Source organism: Kibdelosporangium aridum, from assembly GCF_900176515.1.
Lineage (GTDB): Bacteria > Actinomycetota > Actinomycetes > Mycobacteriales > Pseudonocardiaceae > Kibdelosporangium > Kibdelosporangium aridum.
In genome coordinates this window covers 1-26473 of sequence record NZ_FWXV01000004.1, presented here as the reverse complement: position 1 = coordinate 26473, position 26473 = coordinate 1, and the positions used below count along the sequence as shown (strand labels likewise).

The 26473-nt window shown below is 65.7% G+C and carries 24 protein-coding genes and 1 pseudogene; 13 read left to right on the top strand and 12 right to left on the bottom strand.

Annotated elements, in window-relative coordinates; all coding sequences use genetic code 11:
• Window positions 1-26: 26 nt before the first annotated feature.
• A complete protein-coding gene (locus B9C43_RS23870; protein ID WP_084429254.1) occupies window positions 27-1736 on the bottom strand; it encodes a TIGR03767 family metallophosphoesterase in 1710 nt (569 codons plus the stop codon).
• A 1023-nt stretch (window positions 1737-2759) separates the two neighbouring features.
• Window positions 2760-3575 carry an NAD(P)H-binding protein gene (locus B9C43_RS23865; RefSeq protein ID WP_084429251.1) on the bottom strand — a complete coding sequence of 272 codons (816 nt, stop codon included), beginning with the start codon at window positions 3573-3575 and terminating at the stop codon, window positions 2760-2762.
• A 95-nt stretch (window positions 3576-3670) separates the two neighbouring features.
• Here B9C43_RS23865 and B9C43_RS23860 point away from each other — a divergent pair, with 95 nt between their 5' ends.
• The 5 genes from B9C43_RS23860 (at window position 3671) to B9C43_RS23840 (ending at window position 7028) form a co-directional block, all read left to right on the top strand.
• A complete protein-coding gene (locus B9C43_RS23860; RefSeq protein ID WP_051896000.1) occupies window positions 3671-4042 on the top strand; it encodes a winged helix-turn-helix transcriptional regulator in 372 nt (123 codons plus the stop codon).
• Entirely contained in the window at window positions 4039-5007 is a 969-nt protein-coding gene (locus tag B9C43_RS23855; protein ID WP_084429249.1) for a gamma-glutamylcyclotransferase family protein, read from the top strand. Before B9C43_RS23860 ends, B9C43_RS23855 begins: the two co-directional genes overlap by 4 nt.
• Before the next feature lie 82 nt (window positions 5008-5089).
• Window positions 5090-5704 (top strand): DUF4232 domain-containing protein, encoded by a 615-nt coding sequence (locus B9C43_RS23850; protein WP_033384807.1) that lies wholly within the window; start codon window positions 5090-5092, stop codon window positions 5702-5704.
• A gap of 47 nt (window positions 5705-5751) precedes the next feature.
• The gene (locus tag B9C43_RS23845; RefSeq protein WP_033384808.1) at window positions 5752-6147 is read left to right on the top strand and encodes a hypothetical protein; all 396 of its coding nucleotides are present in this window, start codon (window positions 5752-5754) and stop codon (window positions 6145-6147) included.
• Between the two features lie 29 nt (window positions 6148-6176).
• Window positions 6177-7028 carry a DUF3558 domain-containing protein gene (locus B9C43_RS23840; protein WP_143446547.1) on the top strand — a complete coding sequence of 284 codons (852 nt, stop codon included), beginning with the start codon at window positions 6177-6179 and terminating at the stop codon, window positions 7026-7028.
• On the opposite strand, the gene B9C43_RS23835 is transcribed toward B9C43_RS23840, so the two are convergent.
• Window positions 7015-8604 carry an FAD-binding oxidoreductase gene (locus tag B9C43_RS23835; RefSeq protein WP_084429245.1) on the bottom strand — a complete coding sequence of 530 codons (1590 nt, stop codon included), beginning with the start codon at window positions 8602-8604 and terminating at the stop codon, window positions 7015-7017. The genes B9C43_RS23840 and B9C43_RS23835 overlap by 14 nt on opposite strands.
• 16 nt (window positions 8605-8620) lie before the next feature.
• Between B9C43_RS23835 and B9C43_RS23830 the strand changes: the two genes are divergently transcribed.
• The 4 genes from B9C43_RS23830 to B9C43_RS23815 are packed head-to-tail and all read left to right on the top strand — an operon-like array spanning window position 8621 to window position 12881.
• Window positions 8621-9211: a TetR/AcrR family transcriptional regulator gene (locus B9C43_RS23830; RefSeq protein ID WP_033384811.1), complete on the top strand. Its 591-nt coding sequence runs from the start codon at window positions 8621-8623 to the stop codon at window positions 9209-9211.
• Between the two features lie 35 nt (window positions 9212-9246).
• Window positions 9247-10698, top strand: a complete 1452-nt coding sequence (locus tag B9C43_RS23825; RefSeq protein WP_084429808.1) for a glycerol-3-phosphate dehydrogenase/oxidase — start codon at window positions 9247-9249, stop codon at window positions 10696-10698.
• Between the two features lie 54 nt (window positions 10699-10752).
• Window positions 10753-11661, top strand: coding sequence for an ABC transporter ATP-binding protein (locus tag B9C43_RS23820; RefSeq protein WP_084429243.1), 909 nt, complete (start codon window positions 10753-10755; stop codon window positions 11659-11661).
• Window positions 11658-12881 (top strand): ABC transporter permease, encoded by a 1224-nt coding sequence (locus tag B9C43_RS23815; protein ID WP_235038803.1) that lies wholly within the window; start codon window positions 11658-11660, stop codon window positions 12879-12881. Before B9C43_RS23820 ends, B9C43_RS23815 begins: the two co-directional genes overlap by 4 nt.
• Before the next feature lie 375 nt (window positions 12882-13256).
• On the opposite strand, the gene B9C43_RS23805 is transcribed toward B9C43_RS23815, so the two are convergent.
• Together B9C43_RS23805 and B9C43_RS23800 are read right to left on the bottom strand one after the other, a co-directional pair.
• Window positions 13257-14573, bottom strand: coding sequence for a citrate synthase (locus tag B9C43_RS23805; RefSeq protein WP_051896008.1), 1317 nt, complete (start codon window positions 14571-14573; stop codon window positions 13257-13259).
• Window positions 14574-14778: 205 nt separating this feature from the next.
• The gene (locus B9C43_RS23800; protein ID WP_084429240.1) at window positions 14779-15705 is read right to left on the bottom strand and encodes a carbohydrate kinase family protein; all 927 of its coding nucleotides are present in this window, start codon (window positions 15703-15705) and stop codon (window positions 14779-14781) included.
• Between the two features lie 57 nt (window positions 15706-15762).
• Here B9C43_RS23800 and B9C43_RS23795 point away from each other — a divergent pair, with 57 nt between their 5' ends.
• Window positions 15763-16911, top strand: coding sequence for an acyl-CoA dehydrogenase family protein (locus tag B9C43_RS23795; protein ID WP_033384818.1), 1149 nt, complete (start codon window positions 15763-15765; stop codon window positions 16909-16911).
• Window positions 16912-17214: 303 nt separating this feature from the next.
• On the opposite strand, the gene B9C43_RS23790 is transcribed toward B9C43_RS23795, so the two are convergent.
• A complete protein-coding gene (locus B9C43_RS23790) occupies window positions 17215-18426 on the bottom strand; it encodes an amidohydrolase (RefSeq protein WP_084429238.1) in 1212 nt (403 codons plus the stop codon).
• A 14-nt stretch (window positions 18427-18440) separates the two neighbouring features.
• Complete coding sequence (locus B9C43_RS23785) at window positions 18441-20702, bottom strand: glycosyl hydrolase family 95 catalytic domain-containing protein (protein ID WP_143446546.1); 2262 nt, start codon at window positions 20700-20702, stop codon at window positions 18441-18443.
• 148 nt (window positions 20703-20850) lie between these two features.
• Between B9C43_RS23785 and B9C43_RS23780 the strand changes: the two genes are divergently transcribed.
• Together B9C43_RS23780 and B9C43_RS23775 are read left to right on the top strand one after the other, a co-directional pair.
• A complete protein-coding gene (locus tag B9C43_RS23780; protein ID WP_084429235.1) occupies window positions 20851-21447 on the top strand; it encodes a helix-turn-helix domain-containing protein in 597 nt (198 codons plus the stop codon).
• 16 nt (window positions 21448-21463) lie between these two features.
• Window positions 21464-21985 (top strand): GNAT family N-acetyltransferase, encoded by a 522-nt coding sequence (locus B9C43_RS23775; RefSeq protein WP_033384821.1) that lies wholly within the window; start codon window positions 21464-21466, stop codon window positions 21983-21985.
• Window positions 21986-22460: 475 nt separating this feature from the next.
• Here the strand turns inward: B9C43_RS23775 and B9C43_RS23770 are convergent, their stop codons facing one another.
• The 4 genes from B9C43_RS23770 to B9C43_RS23755 form a co-directional block, all read right to left on the bottom strand.
• The gene (locus B9C43_RS23770) at window positions 22461-22880 is read right to left on the bottom strand and encodes a DUF6188 family protein (RefSeq protein ID WP_033384828.1); all 420 of its coding nucleotides are present in this window, start codon (window positions 22878-22880) and stop codon (window positions 22461-22463) included.
• A gap of 104 nt (window positions 22881-22984) precedes the next feature.
• A complete protein-coding gene (locus B9C43_RS23765; RefSeq protein ID WP_084429233.1) occupies window positions 22985-23389 on the bottom strand; it encodes a cytotoxic translational repressor of toxin-antitoxin stability system in 405 nt (134 codons plus the stop codon).
• Entirely contained in the window at window positions 23386-23793 is a 408-nt protein-coding gene (locus B9C43_RS23760; RefSeq protein WP_033384830.1) for a prevent-host-death protein, read from the bottom strand. Before B9C43_RS23760 ends, B9C43_RS23765 begins: the two co-directional genes overlap by 4 nt.
• A 59-nt stretch (window positions 23794-23852) precedes the next feature.
• On the bottom strand, window positions 23853-24746 hold the full coding sequence (locus tag B9C43_RS23755) for an aldose 1-epimerase family protein (protein ID WP_084429230.1): 894 nt from the start codon (window positions 24744-24746) through the stop codon (window positions 23853-23855).
• Window positions 24747-24828: 82 nt separating this feature from the next.
• On the opposite strand from B9C43_RS23755, the gene B9C43_RS23750 reads away from it, so the two are divergent.
• Window positions 24829-25635 carry a S1 family peptidase gene (locus B9C43_RS23750; protein WP_033384832.1) on the top strand — a complete coding sequence of 269 codons (807 nt, stop codon included), beginning with the start codon at window positions 24829-24831 and terminating at the stop codon, window positions 25633-25635.
• Between the two features lie 534 nt (window positions 25636-26169).
• Here B9C43_RS23750 and B9C43_RS23745 read toward each other — a convergent pair.
• Window positions 26170-26473: pseudogene (locus B9C43_RS23745) on the bottom strand (transposase); the annotation flags it as partial.

Genomic DNA, 26473 nt, shown 5'->3' with positions numbered 1-26473 from the left:
AACACAGTCGAGCCGAATCCGCCCGGTCAGAACGGCTTGGCCAAGACCAGTTCGGTGTTGCGGTCGACCGTGCCGCCCATCAACCCTGGATCGGCGTGCAGGTCGTTGAGCGAGACCTGCCGGTACAACGACGCGAGGCCAGCCGGCGAGCCGTCACCGTAGTCGGCCTCGTATGGACTGTCGGCCTCAATGAGCGTGGTGAACAACGACAGTGTTCCGTCCCCATTGTCGGTCAGCTCGATGATCCTGGCGTGCTGTGGATAGTCGATGTGCGACGCGGTATTGATTTCCCAGAAGCCCTGTTCGGGCGTGGCGCCACGGTGCGCGGTAATGGCATTCCGGTGGGAGTGCCCATTCACCCACGCCACCACATTGGGGAACCGGTTGAGCAACGCGACCAACGCGGCACCGTCCCGTCGCGGCTCAAGCAGGTTTGTCGGGTCCGGCAGCAGGTTGTCCATCGACGTGCTCGTGTGGTGACTGAACAGGACGAACAACGTATCCGCAGCACTCGTACGAACCAGGTTGCCCTTGGTGTCGTAGTAGCGCGAGCTGCCCGCTTTGAGCGTGCGCTCGACCCACTTGAACTGCCCGTCGCCCAGCGAACCGTCGGCAAGGCCCGCGCGGTTGGTGGTGTCCATACCAATGCCGACGACGCCCGATGCGATCTGGAACGTGTAGTAGAGGTCACGCCCGGTCGCGTTGGCCGGACCGAAGCCGTGGCCGACAGGGCCGGGACCGGTGTTGCGCGGATCACGATGCGCGGCGACGTACTCCTTCGGCGTGAACGGCCGACGGCGGGCGTCCGGTGTGACGCGACGGATCGGCCCACGGAAGTTGAGCAGCAACTCGACGGCCTTGAGCGGCGAGTTCCGCATAGCCTGGGCGAGTTTGGCGGCGTCGGACTGCGAGGAGAAGCCCTCGATCTTGACCGAACCGGTGTAGATGCCGTCGACGAGCGGCACACCGCTGGGGAACGTGCCTTGCACGCTGTCGTCGTGGTTGCCGAAAACGCTGTACCACGGCCGGTTCAGGCCGGGGCTGGTGAACGGCTTGATCGCGTTGGCAAGAAGTTCCGGCATCAGCGGGAACCCCTTGTCCTTGTACATGTCCGCGACACTGCTGGCTGGGTTCCAGTACAGCGTCGAACCTGAGTTCTGCACGCCCTCGAACCGCGCGGGGTCACCCGTGTTCGGGGTGATCGTGCCACCGTTGAGGAGCGTGAGAAACCACTCGAGCTCGACGATCTCGTGGTTGTCGGTGTTGTCGCCCGTGCTCAACACGAAGTCGAACGCCCGCCCGGTATACGGCCCCTTGATGGAGTTGACCCGCTTGATGAGCGCGGCGGCACCATGCGTACCCAATGTCTCCTGTGGACGGTGTGCCGACCCGATGAACGGATGCACGAACTCGACCCGAGCCGGGCTTTGCGCGTCGATCACGTGCATGTCGGTGAGTTGCACGAACGACGTGAGCGCCGTGCGACGATCATCGCGCCCAGTCTTCGGCTCGACGAGATCAGGGCGGACGACGAGCGGCCAGCCCGGGCCCGCGGCGAGCCGGCGGAACCCGGCGCCCACCGGGATGCCGACGGTCTCCAATGTTGTTCCGGCTGGGGCGATCGCGCGCTTGGTAGTTTCGCGCAACGCCCGGTCAAGTGCCTGCGCCGGTGTGACGGCGAGCAGACCCAACGCACCTGTGGCTGTCAGCAGCCGACGACGGCTTAGGTTGGCCATGCCGCGATCCTGCCGGAGAACATGAAGAAAAGTCACTACTCCGAAGGTTGGGATCGCACAGGGAATCTACTGTGGACCCGACCACAAACTTGAGCTCTGACAGGCAAAGTGCTCAACTTTGACTCCGCGGCACGGGCCTCCGGCCCCCGATTTCCAGCCTAGCGAGAAGGCCCGACAAAACTGGGAACGAACGGTGAACACAGTCCCGGTTATCCACAGATGAACACTTCTCCCCCAGTGTCCACTTCGAACATTTGACTCGGCAGGGACATCGGGATCACCGCCGGGCCGACTTACCAGCGGCGGCGCGACTCCCGACCAACAGGTCCGCGCGAACGGCCCGTTCGCAAATCTGGTTGTCCACAACCACCCAGTAACCCCCTTGACCAGCCCATATCGCCGGTAGACTGGCCAGGGGTCGTCCCCCCGGGAGTGGCGGGGGATGTCCTTTTCTGGGGGTGGGTTTGGGTTGTCAACAGTGGTCGGTGCTGCGTGAACCGGAACTGTGGTTTGTCGCGGGGTGTGAAGGGGTTTCCTGGTGCCGCAGCACAGGGCGGCTTTCCGATGCCGCAGCACGGGGCGGCTTCGGATGCGGCAGCACAGGGATGGCTTTCCGGTGCGGCAGCGTTTCGGCGCGGCTGCACACGGGTGGCTCTTCTATGCGGCATCGTTCCGGCGCGGCGGCCCAGGGATGGCTTTTCCGGTGCGGTAGCACAGGGGTGGGCTTCGTGGGTGTTCCCTCCGGTATGGCCTGGGCTTTGTCCAACCACGGGGTGTCAGGAGGTCGGCCTACGCAACCCAGCCCCGAGCGGAAGCGATACCGACCTCTTGACGCACCGTGGTTCCGTCAGGCAGGCCGTACCGGAGGGGACGCCCGCGCCACCAAACACACGGGGGAATTCGAGCTGAAGGCCCCCTCCCTCTGGGTGGCCTCCCTGCCATTCTCTTCAAGAGCCCGGAACAAAAGCACCACGAAGACCCGAGACACTGTTCCCAGGTGCGGGATGCGCCATCGCAGGGGCCTTAGCCGCCAACAGCCGCACGAATGGAGTCCGCGAGCGGCGTCGCCTGGCGGCCGATCAGCTTCTCCAGGTCCGGACGCACATCTGCCAAAGCCCCATCGGCGATGTGCACGTAGATGTCCGTGAAAACCTCAGCTGCCTCCTCCGGCAGGCCTGCCGCGACATACCCGGCCCGCAACTCAGCAGCAGGAATGCTCTTGTGCACGAAAGGCTTCCCCGTGATCGAAGCCACCTGCGCGGCGAAGTCGTCGAAAGTCCACGCCGTCGAACCGGTGAGCTCGTACGCCGTGTTCTCATGGCCGGGTGTCGTGGCGACCACCGCAGCCGCGAGGGCGAAATCATCCCGCGCAGCCGAAGCAAGCAGCCCGGAACCCGCGGACGTCACGAACACGCCCTCGGTGTGCGCCAGCTGTCCCGTGTAGTTCTCGTGGTACATGTTGTTGCGCAGGAACGTGAACGTCAGTCCGGCGTCACGGATTGCTTCCTCGGTCGCCTTGTGGTCGACGGCCAGGCTCAATGGTGAGGTCGGTGCCTCCGTCACGCTCGTGTAGATGATGTGCTCGACGCCTGCGTTCTTTGCCGCTGTCACCGCGTTGCGGTGCAGGGTGACGCGGTCGCCGCTGGGCGCGGAGATCAGGATCAGCTTGGTCACGCCGGCGAACGCCTGTTCCAGGCCTGCCGGGTCCGTGTAGTCCACGCGACGGCCGCCCGCTGGCGGCGTGCGGGAGCCTTCGAGGAAGGTCGCGCCGCGTTCGGTCAGGTGCTTCTTGATCAACGTGCCGAGCTGGCCGTTCGCCCCGGTCAACAAAAGTGTCATGGCACTAACTCTAGGAGTGGTACTAACTAGAAGTAAGTACCTACTTTGAAGTGCTGTACTTACCTTCAGGAAAGAAACCAGCGTATGCTCAGTGCATGGAAAGTGCCATGGTCGACGTCTTCGACGCGAAGTGTCCGTCGCGGGCCGTCATGGAACATCTGTCCAGCCGGTGGGGCGTGCTGATCCAGATCATGCTCCTGCGCGAGGGCACGATGCGGTTCAGCGAGCTGCGCCGCGCTATCGGCGGCGTGAGCGAGAAGATGCTGGCGCAGACGCTGCAGGCGCTTGAGCGCGACGGCATCGTCCGCCGGGTTGTGCATCCGGTGATCCCGCCGCATGTCGACTACAGCCTCACCGATCTTGGTCAGGACGCTGCCAAGGCCGTCAACGCTCTGTTCGAGCTGATCGACGACCGGTGGGCGGAGTTCGAGAAGGCCCAGATCGAGTACGACGAGCGCAAGAAGTGAGCACGTTCACCGACGCCGACTACCCCGCCGCGCCCTACCCGGGCACTCGTCCGCCCTTCTCCTACGTCCACCTCGACGGCAAAGGCTGGCGGGTCACGCCCGATGACGACCTCGACGAATGGCTGACCAAACACAACGCCGCGACGCTGGCCGAGCGCGTTCCCGTGCTGACGTACGGCTCGAACGCCAACCCGAGCAAGATCACTTGGCTGCGCGAGAACCTCGGGCTTGAAGGGCCCGTCGTCGTCCTGCGGGCCACGTGCACCGGGTTGTCCGCCGTGTGGGCCGCTGGGCTGAGGGTCGTGGACACCCAACGACCGGTCACGCTCGCGGCGATGCCCAATGTCACCGAGGTCCATGCCGTGTGGATGGCCGATCCGGCTCAGGTCGCCGTGCTCGACATCTGCGAGGGCCGGGGCGACCGGTACCAGTTGTCCCGCTTGCACTCCGGGCGCGTCCAGCTCGACGACGGGTCTATCTGGGACGGTCTGCTCGCGTACACCGGCAAGGCCGAGATCCGCTGGCCGTTGCTCGTTTCCGGTGCGCCGGTCCGGCTGGCCGAAATTGGCCAGCAGCAAGCCCGTGATCTGGTCGGCACCGCCGCGCCGGTGATGGGCCTGGACGTGTCCGTTGTGGACGGCCCGCCCGAGCCGGACGAGTTCCCCGCGCGCGTTTTCGTCTACGGCACGCTGAAACCCGGCGAGTCCGCATGGGAACTGGTCGAGCCGTGGGTCGACGGTGAGCCGTACCAGGCCAGCATCACCGGCGAGGTCTTCGACACAGGCTTCGGCTACCCGGGCCTCAAGCGGGGCACCGATCAGGTAGCCGGGTGGGTGTTGCCGTTGCGCAGCCCGAAAGCCGCACTGGCCACTTTGGATTCGTACGAAGGCGATGAATACCGGCGAATTCGGGTGAAAACGCCCGGCGGCACGATTTGCTGGGCGTACACGTGGAAATTCGCCTGAGCGTGTGAGCGTTCGCAACCCGGAGTGCGGTTGCCCGTCCTTACTGGTAGGACCAGGTAACTACGTTACGGGAGGTGGCACCATGGTCCGCAATAGGGTGATTTTCGCAGGTATGGCACTGCTGGCAGCCGGAACACTGGCCGCGTGTGGCGGTGGACCCACGACCGGACAACCGCCGCAAACCGTGACGGTGACACAAACTCCGACGCAGCCAACCGCCGCGCCGGAACACACGTCCACTGGTCCGGAGCGACCGGAAAGCGTCGCGCGCGCCAGCCAGGTCGCGCGCTGCGGCCCCACTGTGCTGAAAGGCGAGATCGTGTCGGGCGACGCGGCCGCGGGCAACCGCTACGCCAAGCTCGCTGTGACCAACACGAGCTCGAAAGCGTGCACTTTGTACGGTTACGGCGGCCTGCAGTTGACCGATGCCAACGGTCACGCGATGCCGACCAAGCTGACCCGCAAGCCGGACCCGGGTCCGTCGCTGGTCACGCTGGAGCCGGGCCAGAAGGCGTACAAGAACCTGCACTGGGGCGCGGTGCCCGACGGCACCGAGTCCACGACGGGCCCGTGTGAGCCCGAGTCCAAAGGTGCGACGGTGATTCCGCCAGACGAGACGCAGCCGTTCACGGTCAAGTTCGACTTCGGGTCGGTGTGCGAGCACGGCTCGATCGACGGCAGCGCGTATTACAAGTAATCGGATTTCCTAGCCACGGGCCGGTCCGAAGAGGCACGCTGTCGCGTATGTCGACAGAGATCCTCTCGCCTGCCGCGAGGCAGAACACCGATGAGGACCCGCTGGCCAAGATCACCTTGCCGCCACGGGTCTTCGTCGCGTCGCTGGCGTCGATCGCGCTGGTCGTCGGCCTGGTGCTCGGCCTGCTCCCGGTCCGGGTATCCACCCTGGACACCACCACCACGGTCAAGGTGAGCTGCGGTAACACCCTCGGCGGCGTCGAGACGCCACGACTTGCCGCGAGTCTCGGCAACCCGGAACGGCCGATCCTGGCCGAGTACGTGGCCATGTGCGATCGCGGTATCGACGACCGCGCGCTGCCCGCGTGGACACTGTTCTTCGGCGGAATGATCGGCTGGATCTGGCTCGGCGCCGTCAGGAAGCGCAAATCGGGGGTCGAATAGGTCTGGACCATTAGGTACTATCACGGTGTATGAGGGTTCGACCGCATACCGTGATCGTCGCCCTGCTCCTGCTCGCGGGGTGCTCCGCAGAACCTGGTCAGTCCACGCCATCGGTACCGCTGCCGCCGGACGAATGGGCCTCGTTCCGCAACGTCGACTCCTGCGCGATCCTCGACGAGGCCGCGCTGTCGAAGCTTGGCAAGGTCGGTGCCCGCACCTTCAGCGGTGCGAGCGCGCACAACTGCGTCGTCACGATCACGCAGCCGGACGGATCGCCGCTCACCGCAAGGGCGTACGTCGGTGAACGCGTCGCGGCTGACGCCAAACCGGTTGAAATCCCTGGCCTGACCGCCGTGCAGGACTCCGGCTGCACGCTCACCGCCAAGACGGCGGGCGACTTGGGTATCGCCATCTCCATCGAAGGCACTGACTACGAAAAACAGTGCGCTCAGGCCCGTGACGTGGCCACCGCGGTCGCCGCGAAGCTGAAATCGCCACCGCAGAACCCGGCCGCGTCGCCCTTCCACGGCAAGGATCCGTGCCAGCCGATCGACCAGTTCACCCAGCAGATCGGCGCGCTGACCCAAGCCCGCCGCCCCACGCTGATCAACTGCGAACTGACCGGGGCGAACGGAACCATGTTGATCAGCCACGAGATCGAGAACATGGCCGGGCACGCGCACGGTGAACCACTGACCGTGGGCGGCAAGGAGGGAATGCGGCACCAGGAACCCGACCAGCAGGACCGGTGTGAGGTCATGGTGCTGGTCCGGCCGGTGCTCGAACAGTCCTATTTCACCACCCGGCTCGAGGTGGGCGGGACGTCCGACTCGTGCGCGAAGGCCACGAACGCCGCCAACGAGTCGGCTAAGGAGCTATGAGCTTGCCGGGGTTGAGGATCCCGCTCGGGTCGAGCGTCTTCTTCACCGCGGCAAGCACTTCCATCCCCAGATCGCCGATTTCGGCTGGCAGATAAGGAGCATGGTCGACGCCGACGGCGTGGTGGTGCGAGATCGTGCCGAGCCCCGCGATCGCCTCGCACGCCGCGGCTTTGGCGCGCTTCCATTGCCCCGCTGGGTCTTCGATCGACCGCGGCGCGATCACTGTGAAGTACAGCGAGGCGCCGGTTTCGTAGGCGTGCGAGATGTGGCACATCACGATGGCCCGTCCCAACGAATCGGTCAACGCCAGCCGGACCTTCGCATACAGCTCGTTCAGCTGCGACCAATGCGTTGCGGTCTCCAGGGTTTCCACGCACACGCCCGCGTTCATCAACGCGTCGCGCTGCCGTGGCCCGTTGAACCTCCCGTGCCGCCAGGCCTCTCCCAGCACCCGCCCCAGCCTGACTGAACCACGCAGTCGGCGAAGCGTCGCGGCACGGCGCATTGCGAGCTCATGGCGGTCCTGAACCTCCCAGCCCACGATCAGCATGCAGGGTTCGTTGATTCCCCGCGCCTTCAGATATGCCCGCAGCCCAGCGGCTTTCAGCCCGCCGGTCAACGCGAACGACACGTTTGTCTCGTCCACATCAGACAGACGAGTCACGTCCGCGAGCACGCGATCCTGTGCCAGCTTCCGCACGACGTCCGCGCCACGATCCCAGCCGTCCACCACGAAGCCTTCGTAGCGGCGGATTGCGGGCAACGGCCGGACACGCACCGTGACCTCGGTGATCACACCGAAGGCGCCTTCGCTGCCGATCATGAGGTGGCGCAAGTCAGGACCTGCGGCCGAAGCGGGTGCCACGCCGAACCGGACTTCGCCGCGCGCAGTGGCGACGCGCACGCCTTCGACCATGTCCTCGAACCGGCCGTAACCCGACGAGGCCTGACCGGCGGACCGGGTCGCGGCGAACCCGCCGATCGTGGCGCGCTCGAACGACTGCGGCACATGCCCGAGCGTGAGCCCGTACTCCGCCAAGGCCTTTTCGGCGTCCGGCGCACGCACACCGGCCTGGAACACCGCCAGCCGCGACACCTCATCCACCAGCACCAGCCGGTCGAGGCGGGCCAGGTCAAGCACGACCGAACGTTCCGCGGCCTTGACGCCACCGACCACCGAGGTCCCACCGCCGAACGGGACGATGCTCAGCCCGAGCTCCGCACATGCCTTGACCACCGCGGCGACCTCGGCCGGGTCGGCAGGCAGGACGACCGCGTCGGGCACGGACACGTCGCCGATTCCCTTGTGCGCCAAAAGGTCCAGGTATGACAGGCCGCCGGTCCGGCCGAGCCTGCTCTGCTCGTCGGTGAGCACGTGCTCGGCGCCGACGATCGCCGTCAGCACCTCGTGCGCCTTTTCCGGCAGCTCCGACGGCGGCGCGGTCATGACCCGCGTCGGCGTCCAGGAGTCCGTCAGCCCAGTCTCCTGCCGCAGCCACCGCAGGGCGTGCGGCGGCAACTGAGGCGGTTCGGCCGTCCACGCGGACCTCAGGAGCTGGTCAGTTCGGTTCGCCATGGGTACAGTGTGACACATGACGTCACAACGTCACAGTTATCGAGTCGACGACGACGTGCTCCTGGACGCGGCGCGCAGCTGTGTGCTGGCGATCGGAGTCGGCCGGACCACGCTCACCGAGGTGGCCAGGCGGGCCCAGGTCAGCCGGATGACGCTGTACCGGCGCTTCCCGGACGTACGCAGCCTGATCGCGGCCCTGATGACCAGGGAGTTCGGTGGGCTGCTCGCCGAGATATCGGCGTCGCTGACCGGGCCGACGGCCCGCGAGCGGCTGGTGACCGGGCTGGTCACCGGGATCAAGGCGCTGACACACAACCCGATCATGCGGGCCGCGCTTGACCTGGAACCCGAACTGATCCTGCCGTACGTGGTGCAGCGGCTGGGCAGCACGCAGCGGCTGACCGAGCAGTTCATCGCCGACCAGCTCAAAGCCGGGCACGACGACGGCTCGATCCGCGGCGCCGACGTGCCCACGCAGGCCCGCGCGGTGCTGCTGGTCGTCCAGTCCTTCGTGCTGTCGCTGCGCCCAGCGACGTCTGATGTGGACAGTGATGCGCTACTCGACGAGCTGGCCAAGATGCTCGAGGGCGCATTGGAGAGCCGGTGAACACCTCGCTCAACGCGAGCCGCCGGGCCGCGGACATGGCGGCCGCTGCGCAGGACGTCGTCGACGTGCTGGTCATCGGCGGCGGGGTGACCGGCGCGGGTGTCGCGCTGGACGCCGCCTCACGTGGCCTTTCGGTGGTCCTTGCCGAGGCGCACGATCTCGCGTTCGGCACGTCCAGGTGGTCGAGCAAGCTGATCCACGGCGGACTCCGGTATCTGGCGAACGGCGATGTCGGGATCGCCTATGAGAGCGCGGTCGAGCGCGGAATAGTGATGACGCGCACCGCGCCGCACCTGACCCGGCCGCTCCCCCAGCTCATTCCGTTGCACGAAGGCGTTTCCAGTGCGCTGGCGATGACCGGCCTGCACGCGGGCGACCTGCTGCGCCGGATCGCCCGCACACCATCGAATCTCCTGCCACGTCCACGGCGAATTCCTGCCGCGGAAGCGCTTGCGTTGGCGCCCGGGTTGAAGCGCGAAGGGTTGCGCGGCGGGCTGCTTTCCTACGACGGTCAGTTGATCGACGACGCACGTTTCGTGGTCGCGCTGGCAAGGACCGCGGCCGGCTACGGCGCGAGAATTCTCACCAGGACCAAGGCTGTTTCCGTCGAGGGCGACGGTGCACGCTTGCGCGACACCCTGACCGGCTCGGAATTCGACGTCCGGGCCAGGAAAGTGATCAACGCCGCCGGTGTCTGGGCAGGCCAAGTGGTTCCTTCGGTGCGGTTACGGCCTTCGCGCGGCACGCACATAGTGCTGTCCTCGCCTGGCATCACCGGCACCTCGCTGACCGTGCCGATTCCGGGTTCCCGCAACCGGTTCGTGCTCGTTCTGCCCCAGTTGGACGGCCGGATCTACGTCGGGCTGACCGACGAGCCGGTGGACGGCGAGATCCCCGACGTGCCACAGGCACCGGAATCCGATGTGGACTTCCTGCTGTCGGTCGCGTCCTCTGTGCTGGAACGGCCGCTGACCCGCGCCGATGTGCAGGGCGCGTACGCCGGGTTGCGGCCTTTGCTTGACGCGGAAGGCGCAAGTGCGGACCTTTCCCGCCGGCACGCCGTACTCACCGCACCTAACGGTGTGATCACAGTTGTGGGCGGCAAGTTCACGACATACCGCCGAATGGCGGCCGACGCGGTCGATGCCACCGAGCTGACCACGGTTTCGGCCCGTACCAAGGACATTCCGCTCGTCGGCGCGACCGCACGCGAGCGACTCACCCGGATCGACGCACCGGCTAGGCTGATCGCCAAGTACGGCACCGAAGCCGTGCAGGTCGCCAAGCTCGACCCGGCCCGGCTGCACACAGATCTCACGGTCGCCGAGGTGATCTGGGCTTTCGAGCACGAAGGCGCCCTTGACGCCGAAGACGTCCTGCACCGCCGCAGCAGGGTGGGCCTCATTCCCGCCGAGGCGAACCCCCTGGTAGACATCGTTGGAGAATATGCGGGTACCAACCGGCGTAACCACTCACGAGGGTCTTGAGCGCGGACGGGTTCCAGGCTGGATACTGGGGGTACGTCCAGCGAGGAAGGATCGATGGTGCCTGAGGCGGGACTGGAGATCGACCACGTCTCCAAGCGCTACGGTGACGTCGTCGCTTTGTCAGACATGACATTCGAGGTACGGCCGGGTGAATTGTTCGGTTTCGTCGGCAGCAACGGCGCGGGCAAGACCACCACGATGCGCATCGCGCTGGGCGTGCTCGAAGCGGATTCCGGCGCGGTGCGCTGGGCGGGCGAGCCGATCACGCTGAGCACGCGCCGCCGGTTCGGTTACATGCCTGAGGAACGCGGTCTGTACCCGAAGATGAAGGTGCTCGATCAGCTGGTCTACCTGGCGAAGCTGCACGGCCTGCCGTCCAATGGCGCCCATCGGGCCGCGGACGACTGGATCGTCCGGCTCGGACTGCGCGAGCGACGGCTGGACGAGGTCCAGAAACTGAGCCTGGGCAACCAGCAGCGCGTGCAACTGGCCGCCGCGCTGGTGCACAACCCCGAGGTGCTGGTGCTGGACGAGCCGTTCTCCGGCCTGGATCCGGTCGCGGTGGACGTGATGAGCCAGGTTCTGAGGGAAAAAGCCGCCGAGGGCATCCCGGTTGTGTTCTCCAGCCACCAACTCGACCTTGTCCAGAGGTTGTGCGACCGGGTCGGGATCGTGAACAAGGGATCGATGGTCGCGTGTGACACGGTCGACGCGCTCCGCTCCTCGGCTGCGTCCGAGCTTGTTGTGCACGCACCGAAGGCGCCGACCGGTTGGGCCGCGGGGATTCCTGGCGTCGAGGTGGTGTCCGAACAGGACGGCCGCACGACTCTGCGTGTCCCGGACGACGTCGACGACCAGCAGATCCTGCAGACTGCTTTGGACACCGGCCCGGTGCACGAGTTCAGCAGGCACCGACCGTCCCTTGCCGAGCTGTACCGCAACGTTGTCAAGGAGGGGCAGTGACCGAAGATCCGATTACGGGATCGAGAATCGGCACTGAGTTGAAGCCTGCCCAGGCGGTGCTGCTGATCGCGGGTCGCGAGCTGAACGCCAAGCTGCGCACCCGGTCCTTTGTGATCAGCACGATCATCTCAGTGGTCGTGCTCGCGGCTTTCGTTCTGCTGCAGAGCTCCTCGTTCGACAACGGTGCGCGCAGCACGGTCGGGCTGAGCGGCCAGGCGACCGCGCTCGGCCCGCAGATCGTCGAATCGGCCAAGCAACTGGGGCACAACGTGCAGATCGTCGACATCGGCGATCCGGCGCAGGGCGAACAGCAGGTCCGCGACAACGATCTGGACGCGTTGGTCACCGGGCCGGTCGGCTCGCTTCAGGTGACCGTCAAGGACACGCTGAACACCGAACTGCGCAACACGCTCAACGGCCTGATGCGCCAGCAGATCCTGACCTCCGAACTGGCCGCGGCCGACCTGGATCCCAAAGAGGTCCTCGGCACCGCGGCCGCCGCGCAGGTGAACGTCAAGCAGCTCGAGCCGCGTGGTGACGACCAGGGGCAGCGGCTGGTGATCGGTCTGATCGTGGCGTTCCTGCTCTACATGGCACTGATGATCTACGGCCAGATGGTCGCGCAGGGCGTGGTGGAGGAGAAGTCCAGCCGCGTCGTGGAAATCCTGCTGGCGACCGTGCGGCCGTGGCAGCTGCTGGCGGGCAAGGTGCTCGGCCTCGGTATCGTCGGGCTGATCCAGTTCGCGGTGATCGCCGCGGTCGGGCTGGTGGCCGGGGTGGCGAGCGGCGCGCTGACGATCTCCGGCTCGGCGGTCGCCGGTGTGATCGCCGGCCTGTTCTGGTACCTGATCGGCTTCTTCTTCTACGCCACCATTTTCGGCGCGGTCGGGTCGTTGGTGTCGCGCCAGGAGGAAACGCAGAGCGTGCTCACCCCGGTCACGATGGTGATCGTGATCGGCTTCATCTTCGCCATCAACCTGTTGATCAGCAACAGCGACAGCACGCTGACCACGATCATGGCGATCCTGCCGCCGTTCGCACCGATCCTGATGCCCGGCCTGACCGCGTTGGGCGTCGCGCCGATCTGGATGCAGGTCGCGTCGATCCTGTTGTCCCTCGCCGGGATCGCGTTCGTGGCGTGGCTCGGTGGCCGGATCTACCGCAACGCGGTACTGCGCACCGGAAGCCGCGTCCGGTTGAAGGACGCCATCAGCGCTTGATGGCGGTCCAGGTTCTTGCGCGCGCTGTCTGGCCTGTGCCACAACACATCCGCGTAGAACTCCCGCCAGGCGAGCTCAGCGCGGCCTCTTCGCCTGCCTCGGGCAGGTCGGGACCTGCGGGGTCCTTGGGGATGTGGCTTTTGCGGGGCGGGTCGATCCAGTCCACACTGGACGCATCGGTGTCCGCGGGCTTGCGCCGACCGTGATCGACCCATGCTCTGGCTGGCGAAGGGCGTGAAGACCTTGTACGGCGGACAACAGCGCAGGATGGTCTCTGGTCCGGAGAACTCGGCGAAACCAGACGACTGACGTCACCCAGGAACGCTATCGCGTGGGTGGTGCGCGCGCAGAACACGCACCACCCAGCGAAGCGTCTTAACGAGCGTCCATCGAGACGTAGTCGCGCTGCTTCGGTCCGATGTAGACCTGACGCGGGCGGCCGATCTTGGTCGCCGGGTCGTTGGTCATCTCCCGCCAGTGCGCGATCCAGCCGGGCAGCCGGCCCAGCGCGAACAGCACCGTGAAGAACTTCGTCGGGAAGCCCATCGCGCGGTAGATCAACCCGGTGTAGAAGTCCACGTTCGGGTAGAGCTTGCGCTGGACGAAGTAGTCGTCCGCGAGGGCGTGCTCCTCGAGTTCCTTGGCGATGCCCAGCAGGCTGTCGTCGCCGCCGAGCTTGCCGAGGATCTCGTCGGCGGTCTTCTTGATGATCGCGGCCCGCGGGTCGTAGTTCTTGTAGACCCGGTGGCCGAAGCCCATCAGCTTGACGCCGTCTTCCTTGTTCTTGACCTTGTTGACGAAGGTCTTCACGTCGCCGCCGGAGTCCCTGATGCCCTCGAGCATCTCCAGCACCGCGCTGTTCGCGCCGCCGTGCAGCGGTCCGAACAGGGCGTTGATCCCCGCCGAGATGCTGGCGAACAGGTTCGCCTCGGACGAGCCGACCAGCCGCACGGTCGACGTCGAGCAGTTCTGCTCGTGGTCGGCGTGCAGGATGAACAGCAGGTCCAGCGCACGGGCCAGGTCGGGGTCCACATCGTACGGCTCGGCCGGGAAGCCGAAGGTCATCCGCAGGAAGTTCTCCACCAGGCCAAGCGAGTTGTCCGGGTAGAGGAACGGCTGGCCGACCGACTTCTTGTACGCGTAGGCCGCGATGGTCGGCAGCTTGGCCAGCAAGCGGATGGTGGCGATCTCGGTCCGCTCCTCGGTGACCGGCTTGAGGGTCTCCGGGTAGAACGTGGACAGCGCGGACACCGCGGAGGACAGCACCGGCATCGGGTGCGCGTCCCGCGGGAAGCCGTCGAAGAACCTCTTCAGGTCCTCGTGCAGCAGCGTGTGCCTGCTGATCTTCTTGGTGAAGTCGTCGAGCTGCGTCTGGGACGGCAGCTCGCCGTAGATCAGCAGGTAGCTGACCTCGATGAAGGTCGATCGCTCGGCGAGCTGCTCGATCGGATATCCGCGGTAGCGCAGGATGCCTGCGTCACCGTCGATGTACGTGATCTCCGACGAGCAGGCGGCGGTGTTGACGAAGCCGGGGTCCAGTGTGACCAGTCCGGTTTTCGCCAGCAGTTTGCCGAGCTCGATTCCGTTCGAGCCTTCGGTGGCGGGTACTACCGCCATCTCGAGCTCTCCGCCGTCGTGGTGAAGCGCGACGGTACGAGTACCGGATTGCGGCGCGGTCGTCGCGTCGGGCATGAACGTCCCTCTCCCGATCGGTCAGGGCGGTGGATCTGGCGAATCAAGCCACGTGCACGCGGTCTGATCGATCGCCGCACCGCAGCACCGCCCCATTGGGGTCCTGTCAACCCCCAACGCTAGTGCTCCCGGCGCGAATCTCCCAGTGCGGCGTAAGTTAAGACACGGCTGGTGGGACGCTTCTCACATCGATTCACAGAACGATTCAGAGGATTGGACCCAGTTCAGCCCCGAATGGGGGTTCGGCGCCCGCCCGTGACACCGTTATCGCCGCGGCCTTGCCTGCGTACGTCAGCGCCGCCGACCAGGCATCCTTGTCCAGGTCACGCAGGTGTTCCGCCGAACGGACGCCTTTTGTATACAACCAACTGAGCAATGCGCCGTGCACGGTGTCACCAGCCCCGATGGTGTCGACGACTTGGGCACGGGTAGCCGGGACCTCGATCAGTTCACCCGACCCGGCAACAACGGCTAACCCTTTCGAGCCGCGCGTGAGGACAACGGCGGCCGGGCCGCGCCGGTGCCATTCTTTGGCGGCTTCGACGGCGTCTTTTTCGGCGATCCACTCGGCGTCCTCCTCGGACAACTTGAGCAGATCAACGTCCGACAGCCAGCTCGCGAACCGGGCGCGGTAGGCCCCCGGGTCGTCGATGAGCACGGGCCGGACATTCGGGTCGAGCACGGTGAGCGCGTCGGCACGCCGCATGACCTGCTCGTACGCACTGGCGCCTGGTTCGAGTACGAGCGAGAGAGTGCCCAACGAGAGCATGGTCATCTCGGGCAGCTCGTCAGGTGCCTGAAAGAGGCGGTCGGCCGTGCCCTCGGCGTAGAACGTGTACCGAGCGCCACCGTCCGGCCCGAGGCTGGTGACCGCCAGCGTCGTCGGCTCCGGCCCGCGCTGCAGATGACTCGTGTCCACATTGGACAAGTTGAGCCGGTTGACGAGGGCCTCGCCGAAGTCGTCAGCCGAGATCCTGGACAGGAAACTCACCGGTGCGCCAAGGCGACCCACCGTGACGGCGACGTTGTACGGGCCGCCGCCCAGCCTTGGCAGCAGAGCGCCCGGTTCTCCGTCGAGTGTGGACTTCGCGGGCACCAGGTCAACAAGTGCCTCACCAGCGACAAAGATCACAGCCCGGATAGTAATGTGGGATGTCCTCAAGCACTGCATACATACGGAGATCCCGCGATGGCAGTCGAACGTCTGCTCCCGGACACCGAGGCGGAAGACCTCATCGCCTTGACCCGGGACATTGCCACCAACGAGCTGGCGCCCAAGGCCGGCGAGTACGAAGAGAAGGAACTGTTCCCGAGAGAAGAGTTCCGCCTGCTCGGCCGCTCAGGCCTGCTCGGGCTGCCATACCCGGAGCAATGGGGCGGTGGCGGAGTGTCGTACGAGGTGTACCTGCAGGTCCTCGAAGAGATCGCGGCCGCATGGCTGACCGTCGGCGTCGGCCTCTCGGTGCACACGATGTCCTGCTACGCCCTCGCCGAATACGGCACAGACGAGCAACGCTCCACGTGGCTGCCGGACATGCTCGCCGGAGATCTGCTGGGGGCCTACGCGCTGTCCGAGCCGCACGCCGGATCGGACGCGGCGGCGCTGTCAACCCGAGCGGTGCTGGACGGCTCCGACTACGTCGTCACCGGGACCAAAGCGTGGATCACCCACGGCGGCGAGGCGGACTTCTACACGACGATGGTCCGCACATCACCGGACGGCGGCCGCGGCATCAGCTGCCTGCTCGTCCCCGGCGACACACCCGGCCTGTCCGCCTCCGCGCCCGAACGCAAGATGGGCATGACGGCATCGACGACCGCGCAGATGATCTTCGACGGAGCCCGGGTGCCGGTGACCCGACGGCTCGGCGAGGAAGGCATCGGACTGAAGATCGCCCTGACGGCGTTGAACTCCGGGCGGCTCGGCATCGCGGCCTGCGCCGTGGGGCTGGCCCAGGCGGCACTGGACGAGGCCGTGAAGTACGCGAAGGAACGGTCCCAGTTCGGCCGGTCGATCATCGAATTCCAGGGCATGGAATTCCTGCTGGCCGACATGGCAGCGGCGGTGGAATCAGCGCGCGCCATGTACCTGGAGGCCGCGCGACGCCGCGATCGCGGGCTGCCGTTCAAGAGGCAGGCATCCATCGCGAAACTGGTGGCAACCGACGCCGCGATGAAGGTGACGACCGACGCGGTGCAGGTACTCGGCGGCGCCGGGTACACAAAGGACTTCCCGGTGGAACGGTACATGCGAGAAGCCAAGGTCCCGCAGATCTTCGAGGGCACCAACCAGATCCAGCGCATGGTGATCGCGCGGGAACTGAAGAACATGGCTTGACGTTCGGTTCGCATGTCAATGGCGAAGTCACGGGTCAGGTTGGCTGGCCCGTGTCCGCTGACCCCGGCCGCCTTGTCACGACGCGGGCTCGGGCCGCATCGCCTGATCCGTCGGCGCGGCCTCCAGGGTCCATCGCCATACGTCGGCGGCCTTCGACCCCGCCCTCGAAACCCATTGCCTATGTCGGCGTGGCCCCCGGCACTGTCCGAAACCCGTTGCTGGTGTGCAAGGGGATGCGTTGCCCAAGCACACCCGGCTGCCCAGGCGGTTCGGCGGTTCGAAGCGCCTGGGCAGCTTTGCGGGTTATTCGCTGTACCAGGGGCTCTTGGTGATGCCTTCGCCCTTGGCGTCGTCGAAGTAGTAGACCTCGTTGCCTTCGACGAAGACGCGGACCGCGCGGCTCATCACGTCCAGTGGGTCGCCGGACCAGATCACGACGTCGGCGTCCAGGCCGGGTGCGAGGGCGCCGACTCGGTCGTCGAGGTTCAGGATCTGCGCTGGGTTGACCGTGATCGACTTCAGTGCCGTGTCGGTGTCGAGGCCTTCCTTCACGCACAGGGTTGCCTGGTGCACCAGGAAGTCGATCGGCACGACCGGGTGGTCGGTGGTCAGCGCGATCTTCACGCCTGCCCTGGCCAGGATGCCGGGGTTGCGCAGCGACCTCCGGTTGACTTCCACTTTGCTGCGGCTGGTGAACAGCGGGCCGATGATCACCGGGATCTCCCGCTCGGCGAGCAGGTCGGCGATCAGGTGCCCCTCCGTGCCGTGGTTGATCACCAGGCGGTAGCCGAATTCGTCGGCCAGCCGGATCGCCGTCACGATGTCGTCGGCGCGGTGGCTGTGCTGGCACCAGGGCACCTCGCCACTGAGCACCTGCGCCAGCGCCTCCAGGGTGTTGTCGCGGTCGAACGGCTTGTCCTCGCTGGCCGCATGGTCACGCTTCTTGACGTAGTCCTGGGTTTTGGTCAGCGCGTCACGGATCACCGCCGCCACGCCGAGCCTGGTCGACGGCAGCTTCTTCTGCTCGCCGTACACCCGCTTCGGGTTTTCACCGAGGGCGCTTTTCAGGCTGCACGGCGTCCGGACCAGCATCTCGTCGACCGTGCGGCCCCACGCCTTGATCGCGGCGGTCTGTCCGCCGATCGGGTTGCCGGAACCGGGCTTCACGACCAGCGTGGTGACTCCACCGGCGAGCGCGTCCCGCAGTCCTTGGTCGTCCGGGTTGATCCCGTCGATCGCCCGCAGTCTGGCGCCGTTCGGGTCGGTCATCTCGTTGTAGTCGCGGCCTTCCCAGCCAAGGCCCTCCTCGCCGATGCCGGCGTGCGCGTGCGCCTCGACAAACCCCGGCAGCACCCATGTGCCCGAGGCGTCGACGATCTCGGCGTCATCCGGCACATCGACATCGGCGTCCGCACCGACCGCGACGATCTTGCCGTTCTCGATCAGCACGATGCCGCCCTCGATGGGCTCGCTCGTGACCGGAACAACGTATCCACCCGTGATTGCGACTGTCACGGGTGGACACCGTACTAGGCCATACCCCATTGAGGGGCGGCACTCGCCGCCGGAACATCCCTCGGCCGCAAGTCCGGCCTGCTGCCACGCGGGGTCACGACAGCTGTTTCACCGCGCCTGAGCCGGATCGCGATCGTGCCGGGCGACGTTTCCCGCCACGGCAGCCGCCGCCCGCGTTCGTCCCGTACGTCCAGTTCGCCGGAAAGTCCGTGACGCAGCGACAAAGGCGCACCCGCACAGCTGCGGATCCTGATCCACTCGGTGCGACCGGCCCGGCGTGAGGCGTCGACTTCGAAGGCGCCTTGCGTACGTAGACCCGCTATCGACGCGTCCGGCCACGGCAGCGCCGGGAAAACCTTCACCAGGTCCGGATCGCTGTCGATCACCATGTCCAAAACGGACTGTGCCGCGGTGAGCGGGCTCTCGATCGCGAGGTTCGAGCCTTCCTTGTACATCGTGTTCGGCATCAGTTTGGCGATGCCGATGACGTTGCCGTCCAACAAATGGCGCAAATACGCCAGCGCCTGTTCGGGCTGGCCCATCATCGAGGACATCGTCGACGCGGCCGGATAGCTGTAACCGGCCCACGCCGAACGCATGCTCGACCAATGGTCGAACGTGCGCTTGATGATGTCGCGATCAGCCGGGTTGTCCCACGTCTTCTCCCGCAACGGGTGCATCCACAGCATGTGCGAGAAGTGGCGGTGCGACGCGGTGAGCGCCACACCGTCGCCGATCATGACACCCGTCTCGTTCTCGTGATACGGAACAAGCCTGGTCGCCACGTCCCGCCACCGCGGGTCCGGTTCGACCCGCAACTCCTCGGCCAGCTTGGGCAGAATCCCTGCGGCCCAACGGATCAACGACAGGTCGTACGTGCAGTCGCTCGCGTCGGCGACCTCCGGTGAGCGGGTGAGCGGCAGGTGCAGTTTGCCGTCGCTGCCTTCGGTCAGGAAGTGCAGGTAGAAGTTCAGCGCCTTGGTCAGGATCGGGAACAGCACGTCCTGCAGCACCCAGCGTTCCCTGGTGTGCTGATAGGACACCCAGACGCCGTGCATCGCCCAGATCAGGTTGCCGGTCTGGTCGGTCTTGGTGGTCGTGCCCGGCCTGCCGACCGTGGCATGGTCGGGGATCTGCGAACCCAGCTTCGGCCCGCCTGACCGCAACGTCCGGTCGCCGGGATGCGCGAGCGCGTACGTCTTGCCGTCGCGGTAGTCCGGCGGGACCGAGAACGCGAGATTCTCGTGGTATCGCCGGAAAGTCTCGGTAACCGCGTCCAGTTCGGGATGGTTCGAGCCGTTCACGAGCGGATACGAGACCTGGACGTTCAGGTTCCACCAGACCGCCGTCCAGCTACCACCGCCGTCAGGGAACCACGGCCCCCACTCGGTCACAACCGGCGCGTTTCTCCTTGTCGCGCAAGCCATCTTGTACAGCTGGATCCAGTAGAACCGCTGCACCCACTTGTCCGGAACGGAAACCAGGCTGCGGGTGTAGTACGCGTTCCACCAGGCGCGGTGCGACGCGACGTTCGGCAGGACCTTGACCTTGGCGAGCGCTTCGGCCAGCCCCGTCGAGTTGGGGTAGCCGTAGTGCACAGCCGCCGTGAGCAGCTTCCGGGTGCCAAACTGTCTTTCCTGCCAAGCGGTGCTGTAGCCACCGCCCGCGATGAGCGGTTGCTCGACATAGTTGGGACCGATGGCCGGCGTGGGATTGCCCACGTACTCCGGTGGGATCCTGATCTGACGCGTGGTGTGCGACGGCAACGGCGTGAAACCCCATTGCGCGTCACCGGTCGTCGAAACCAGGAGGACGCCGCTTTCGTTGTGCACCAGTGCTTCGAACTTGAGGCTGCCTTGTGTGGTCGTCACCGTGCCCTTGAGCTCGGCGTTCCACAGGTCGAGGGTCCAGTCGACCGCGGTGACGGCGCCGGGCAGCGTGAGCGTCAGGAAACCGATCGGCAGCCTGGACAGGCCGACCGCCGCTTCCCATTGCGCGCGTTGGTCTTGCACGAGGCTGTGGCTGAGCATGAAGCGCAGCACGTTCGGCTCGGGGCCCTGGTAGACCTGCACGCCGAGGAACCCGTTGCCCAAGAAGGGGCTGTTGTCCCACCCTGTCGGCACGCGCCGCCAGACCATCCGGGCGTCGGCGACGATCTGCTCGTAAACGCGGTCTTTTCGACTCTCGGGCTCAGCCCACGCGGCCGGCTCGCCGACCACCCAACCACTGGTGAGGGCCGCGGCCCCCAGGAATGTCCTCCTTGACACGTCCGCCACGGGGGCAAACATACGATGAATCACCGTGTTACACCACCCCTGATCGGGTTACACAACCGTATTCATCCGATGACTGGGCAGATGCGCATGAATGTCGACGTAAGAGAAAAGCCTTCCTATATCTCACATCTGGGATACTCTCTCAAATGTGAGAACTCGTCCGCATGATTCACCACCTGAGTCCGGCGCTGAAGCGCTCGATGTCCGCCTGGCCGCCCGGCTTGCCGGGTTGCGGATGGAACGTGGATGGTCGCTGGAAGAGCTGGCGCGACACACAGGCATCAGCCGTTCGACCCTGTCACGACTGGAACGAGGGGAAATCAGCCCGACGACGGCACTGCTGAGCAGGTTGTGCCTGGCGTACGAAAGGACGATGTCCCAGCTACTGGCTGAGGTCGAGGCAGAGCCTCCGCAGCTGGTGCGTGGTGATCAGCAGGCCGTCTGGCGGGACGAGACCTCGGGCTTCACGCGGCGCTCGGTGTCCCCGCCGCATCCTGGACTGCGCGGTGAACTCGTCGAATGCGTCTTGGGACCGGATGCGGACATCTCCTACGACGGATCGCCCGTTCCTGGGTTGGAACATCACATCTGGGTGCTCGAAGGCGCGCTGGAGGTCAGCGTCGACGACAGCGTCCACGAACTTCGCACCGGCGACTGCCTGCGGTTCCGATTGTGGGGACCGTCGCGGTTCCGCAGTTGCGGCCGTGATCCGGTCCGGTACGTCCTGATGGTCGTCCTTCCGTGAGCACCGAGGAGCAGCCATGACCTATTGCCATCGCCTTGCCACGCAAGAAGATCTGCCATCGATCGTCGAGATCTACAACTCCGCAGTCCTCGCCAGGTCGAGTACCTGCGACCTGGAACCAGTCAGTGTTGCCTCACGGCAAGCATGGTTCGACGACGCCCGCCCCGACCGGCACCCCATCTGGGTCGGCTACAAGCCCGACGACCCGAGAACCGTGACCGGATACCTGTCCATGGAACCCTTTCTCAACGGCAGACGCGGGTATGACTCGACCTTGGACCTCGCGGTATACCTGCACCCCGACCATCGCGGCCGAGGGCAAGGCCGCTACCTGCTGCGTGAAGCGATCACACACGCGCCGAAACTGGGAGCCCGGACGCTGGCAACGACCATTTTCGCCAGCAACAAGCCCAGCATCCGGCTGTTCCAGTCCCTCGGCTTCCAGGTGTGGGGACGTCTGCCGGGCGTCGCCGACCTGGACGGGGTGATCCACGACGTCATCTTCGTCGGACGACGGGTCGACGACGTCAAGGACTAAAAGCTGGGTGATGGCATCCATCTTGGCCGCGCACGGCTCGCGCGACACTCCCGTGGAGGGTCACATTGACGGCCGCCACTAAGTGGCGACGGCTGGTTGGTGTGGCGTGGGTGGTTGCGCGGAAAGCTGTCTACGTGACTTCCCATGATTGCAAGGGATTGCTGCTTTGCGCTCGGCGTAGTGGTCGTCGCAGTTTCGAGCCAGCGGGCCGGGTTCATAGGTAGTCGGGCGCGGAGTGGTTGTCCCAGAGGGGATGGGAGTTGGACCAGTTCGCGACGAGCTCGCGGAGGATGGCCGCCACTTTGGTCGGCTCCGAGGGGTTGTGGGGGTGGCAGCACATGGAGTGCATCCGCGGCCAGGTGCTGCGAGGCAACTCCACGGTGCCGGAACGCGCATTTCATGATGCCGGAACGTGCGACTCAAGGTGCCGGAGAGTGCGTCTCAGGGGGTTGGAGTGTGCATCTCGCGGGGGTGGTCAGGTCCAGACGGCGAGGTCGTTGCCGGGTGGGGCGACGATGTGCAGGTTGCCGGGGCCGGTGGCGTTCCAGGCTTCGTAGAGGGGGTGGCGTTGGACGCGTAGGCGGGTGCCGTTGTCGAAGTCGACCTGCAGGGTGCCGTTCTTGTATGCGATGGCCGAAGTGATGCGGGCGAGAAGCAACGAGAACGCGGGCACTATCTCGTGGCGTTCCGGGACCAGTTCGATGGGCGTGGCTGCCTTCCCGCCACGCCCGGATGCGTTCAGGGTGAGCTGGAACGGCTGCTCGATCTGGATCTGCGCGTCACCGTCCAAATCGAACGTGAGCTGACGAGTCACGCGGAACTGGATGACGAGCATGTCGCGGTACGGCAGCACCCAGTGGTCCGCGTACTCGATCAGCGTGGCCTGCTCGGTCATGAGGCCAAGCCTGCCATTCTCCGGCGAGAACGGTGTGGCGCCTTATCGTTTGTCAAGGTTCGAGGGCACAGTGCATGGCCCAGGCACGGCAGCACAGTCATGACTTATGCGCCGTCGGCTTGTTCCCAGTAGGCGTCGATCCGAGCGATGGCTTCCTTTCTGGTCATGGTGGCGACTGTTCGCTCGGGCAGGCCCAGGCGAGTGATGAGCAGGTGCACGAGATCGACCGGAAGGGCGTCGGGGCGGGGTTTGGCGATGCCGCGGTCGGGTTTTTCGTCGTCGTTGACACAGGCCCAGAAGGTGGGCTCGTCGACCTCCAGTTGGTCACGCAGGATGTGCTGCCACAGGTCAGGACCGTACGTCTGTCTGTCCGACAGGCGTGTGCGCAGGACACGCCCGTCGGGCAGACCGAGCTCGTAGGTGATGTGCGTGCCAGATCGAACGCCTATCCAACCTTCGATCTGGCAGAAGCGGTCGTGGTCGTCTGGGGTCGGCGACTGCTCGCTCACTCAGCGACCCCAACCAGCCACTCACGCAGTTGGGCATCGTCACTCAGGCCGATCAACTGGACTAAGCCCCAGTTGTCGCGGTGGTTGGGGGTTTCCAAGAGCCGCTCCTGCCAGTCCTCCGCGTACTCGCGCAACGACGTGATCATCTCGGTGATGGCCTCGTCGAACGACGCGCCATCGGCCGAGATCGGTAAGCCGGGGATGAAGACCGACCAGCCATCGGCCTCCGCGACCACATGGGCCCGTGGCTGGTTCATCGTGACCAAGACATGTTGCAGCCGAACGACATCGACCACCGCGGTACGTGCGTGGTCGCGGCGGATGGTCGCCACCCGTCCCTTTTCCGCCGCGTCCAACAAGTCCTTGAGATGGGTGCGGGCGTCGGTGTAACTGTCGAAGTGCATGACGTTCCCTCTCGGTCGGTGTCCATTTTCTCCCGAGGCCGTGAGGTACGTCAAGTACTTCAGGTACTTATTGGGTTTATTCCCCAACGGGCCGCCCAGGACTCCCCTGGGGCCAGCGTGATCAGGTCCGTGCCCGAGTTCAGCGCGTCCGGCGGGCAGGTCATCGGCTCGATCGCGATCGCCCTGCCGCGTCCGGGGAACTCGCCCGGCGTGAAGACCTGGACCCACTTGAAGTCCGGATCGGCCCACAGCTCGACCCCGCCGGACGGGCCGGTCACCACATGCCGGACAAGACCGTCTTCTCCAGGCAAGCAGCCGCCAAAAGGAGTGTCCAGCTGCACGTCACGCAAAGGCCGTGCGGTAAGGAAGTCGTACTCAGTACCGGCGACCGGCATCGGAGGCCCGCTGGGAACCATGCGCGCCGAGTCCAACGGCAGCACTGTCGTCGCAGCCAGCTGCAACGTGCACGAGTCCGTCGAGTCGTTGCCCGCACGGGGATACGGGTGCGTGCCAACACCAAAGGGCGTCGGGCGGTCGCCGACGTTATGCACTCCGTGCGTAACAGTGAGTCCGGTGTCGTCGAGCGAATACGCGATGGTGGTACGCAACCGCACCGGCCAACCTGGCTGCGGCTCGATCTCCACCTCGAGCGAGACCGACGAGGCCACATGCTCCAGGACTGTCCACTGTAGACGGCGGACCAGGCCGTGGATGGCGTTGCCGCGCGCGGGCTCGGACACGTCGAGCTGCTGCAGCTCGCCGTCTAGGTGCCACTGGGCGCCCGCCGTCCTGTTCGGCCACGGCACCAACACCGCACCGGAACCGAAAGGCGGTGTCTCGCCGTAGCCGTACGTCTCACTGAACGGCACGCCGTCGACCTCATAGGCCTGCAGCCCCGCTCCGGTTTCGGTGATCACGGCCCGAGCGGTGCCGTGCACGATCTCCAGACTCATGATTTGCAGCCTAACGGCGGGTGGTACTTCGCTCGCGCAGCGTTGACGCTGGAGGGACCCTGCGATTGGAAGGACCCTCATCATGATCAAGCGTGTAGCTGGCACGCTGCTCGCAGCCCTGTCCATCGGCGCTTTCGCCGCCGCCCCGGCCCACGCCGTGCAAGCCGACTTCACCGGCATCGTGGCACTGAGCAACTGCTCCGGCTCGGTCGTGCGCCCGCCGGCAGCCAGGGACACCGACCCGGCGCTGGTGATGTCCAACGGTCACTGCGTGAAGTTCATGGGTGCCAACGAGGTCATCCTCAACCAGGCTTCGTCGCGGACGTTCACCCTGCTGAACGGCGCCGGCCAGAACCTCGGCACGCTGCGCGCCACCAAACTCGCGTACGCCACGATGAAGGACACCGACGTTTCCTTCTACCAGCTCACCCAGACGTACGCGCAGATCCAGCAGCAGTTCGGCTCACGCGCACTCGAACTGACCACGACGCGACCGGCCGCGGGCACGAGCATCCAGGTCGTGTCGGGTTACTGGAAGCGCATCTACAACTGCCGGGTCGACGGTTTCGCGTATCAGCTCAAAGAGGACGTGTGGACGTGGCGCGACTCGGTGCGGTACGCCTCCCAGTCGACGTGCAACACCATCGGCGGCACTTCGGGTTCGCCCGTGATCGACACGGCTTCGGGCAAGGTTGTCGCGGTCAACAACACGGCCAATGAGAGCGGCGGCCGCTGCACGCTGAACAACCCGTGTGAGGTCAGCCAGTCCGGTCAGGTCACGGTTCGCACTGGTTACAAGTACGGGCAGCAGATCTACAACATTCCTGCGTGCATTGGCGCGGGCAACCAGTTCAACCTGACTGCTTCGGGTTGCACACTGCCGCGCTAGGTTTCACTTCTTACGGCTCCCCCGAGTGGCGACAAATCCCGCCATTCAGGGGAGCCCTTGATTTAAGTCAACCAGAGGGGCCCGACTGTTGGCGCCCTCTGAATTTCGCCGGATCACGCGCGGTGGATCCAAGCCTTTTCGTGTGAGGCTGATTTTCGGTGCGGTAGCACAGGGGTGTGGGGTTCCCTCCGGTTTGGGGCTGGGCTTGTCCAACCATGGGGTGTCAGGAGGTCGGCCTACGCAACCCGGCCCACAGCGCCTCTTGACGCCCCGTGGTTCCGTCAGACAGGCCGGACACCCAGGCCCACCACACGGGGAAATACAAGCTGACAAGGCCTTCCCTTCCCTCTGGATGGCCTCGCTGCAATCTTTTGCAGACACCCGGAAAACCCGAGCTTCACGGAAACACCCAGCCATCCACACGGTCCGGGGAGACCGAGCACAAGCCGGACTTCGACGAACCCCACCCCCAGAAAAGGACATCCCCCACCACTCCCGGGACTGTAACGCGAAGGGTGTTTCCGGCCGTTGTTGTCAGTAGGTTTCAGCGGCCGGCCAGCGGTCACTGAAGGTGATGGAGAACGCGTTCAACGCGGGCTTCCACCTCATTGTCCACCGGGCTTGCCCGGTGCCGGTCGGGTCCAGGCTCCTGGTGACCAGATACAGGCACTGAGCGCTGCTTGCTCGGTCGGGAAATGCCCTCGTGCCCGCACCGCACGACGATACCGCGCGTTCAACGACTCGATCGCGTTCGTGGAACACAACACACGCCGAATCTCCACGTCATAGTCCAGGAACGGGATGAACTCCTGCCATGCGTTGCGCCACAACCGGATCA